The organism is Acutalibacter sp., assembly GCF_056800975.1.
In genome coordinates this window covers 1-1535 of the sequence record NZ_JBQISV010000181.1, presented here as the reverse complement: position 1 = coordinate 1535, position 1535 = coordinate 1, and the positions used below count along the sequence as shown (strand labels likewise).

Genomic DNA, 1535 nt, shown 5'->3' with positions numbered 1-1535 from the left:
TGCTCCCAAAGGCCCCCTTGCTAAAGGCTGCGCCCGCAGGCGCGTTTCGAGGCCAACCGCCGCAAAGCGGCGGCTCTTAGGCCGAGATGGCTGGCACCGCCGCAGGCGGTGACTGGGGGATTCCGTATCTCCCTGACCGCCAAGGCACGCCCCCGCGTAAAAATCTGTGAATGGATATTCCCCCGAAATAAAAACACTGGAATTTTTCCCCGCCTTGTGTTAATATAGTAATTAGTGATTTTATGGGCGCCTGCCCGTTTTAGGGGGTACATAATTTTGACCTATTTCATGTCCGCAATTCTGGGCTTTGTTCAGGGCGTGGCCGAATTTCTGCCCATCTCCAGCTCGGGGCACCTCACCCTGTTCCAGCACTTCTTCGGCATGGAGGAACCCGACCAGCTTTTCAATGTCCTGCTCCACTTTGCCACCCTGCTGGCGGTGTGCGTGGTCTATTGGCGGGACATCTGGGAGATGATTGTGGAGTTTTTCTCCTTCTTCACCGACCTGTTTTCCCACCGGCGCTACCGGGGCAACCCCCCGGAGGCCCGGCGGATGGTGCTGCTCATCATCGTGGGCACCCTGCCCCTGTTTCTGGTGCTGCCTATCCAGGACAGGGTGGAGGCCTTCGGCAGCAACCCCATGTTCGTCTGCGGGGCTTTGCTGGTAACGGGCTGCATCCTGTTTCTCTCCGACCAGATGGCCCGGGGATACAAGACCGCCCGGAACGCCACCCTTCTGGATGTGCTGCTGGTGGGCGTGGCCCAAGGCTGCGCCACCATTCCGGGGCTGTCCCGGTCGGGCTGCACCATCTCCATGGGCATGGTCCGGGGGTTCGACCGGAAATTTGCCGTGCGCTACTCCTTCCTCATGTCGCTGCCCGCGGTGCTGGGGGCCACCCTGCTGAAGGTGCTGGACGTGATGGAGCTGGAGGGGGGTGTGCCGGCGGAGAACCTGCCCAAGTACCTGCTGGGTATGGTTGTGGCCGCCGTGGTGGGCTATTTTTCCATCCAGCTGGTGAGGCTGCTGACCAACAAGGGCCGCTTTGGCGCCTTCGCCTACTACTGCTGGGGGGCGGGCGCGCTGTTCATCCTGCTGAATATCATGGACTGGACCTTTGTGCCGGCGGCATAGGCTCCCTCTTTGAGGGAGCTGTCAGCCGTAAGGCTGACTGAGGGAGTTTTTGTCACTCCCTCCGTCACGGCTTCGCCGTGCCACCTCCCTCAGAGAGGGAGGCCAGTATGAAAGGAACGAGTATATATGGCAACACAAAAGAAAACAGGGGGGAGCCGGTCCGCCTCCGGTGGAGGACGGGGCGGTTCCTCCCGCTCCGGCGGGGGGAGTCGGGCAAAATCCGGCCGGACGTCCAGCGCCCAGCGCCCGGTCCGCCGGGAGGTGGGCGCATTGGTCTGCCTGCTGCTGGCCGTCTTCTCTGCCCTGGGCTACTTCAATATGCAGGCCATCTTCATCAGCTGGTTCTGCGCCCTGCTCAAGGGCCTGCTGGGCTACGGCTTTCTGCTGGCGCCCCCCGCCCTGGT

Annotated in this window: 2 protein-coding genes; both read left to right on the top strand. The window is 62.0% G+C overall.

Annotation, left to right across the window (positions count from 1 at the left end):
- The first annotated feature begins 276 nt into the window (after nucleotides 1-276).
- Nucleotides 277-1131: an undecaprenyl-diphosphate phosphatase gene (locus ACTO5E_RS11010; protein WP_482303616.1), complete on the top strand. Its 855-nt coding sequence runs from the start codon at nucleotides 277-279 to the stop codon at nucleotides 1129-1131.
- Nucleotides 1132-1257: 126 nt separating this feature from the next.
- The coding region (locus ACTO5E_RS11005) for a hypothetical protein (protein ID WP_482303615.1) at nucleotides 1258-1535 on the top strand (278 nt) is incomplete at its 3' end.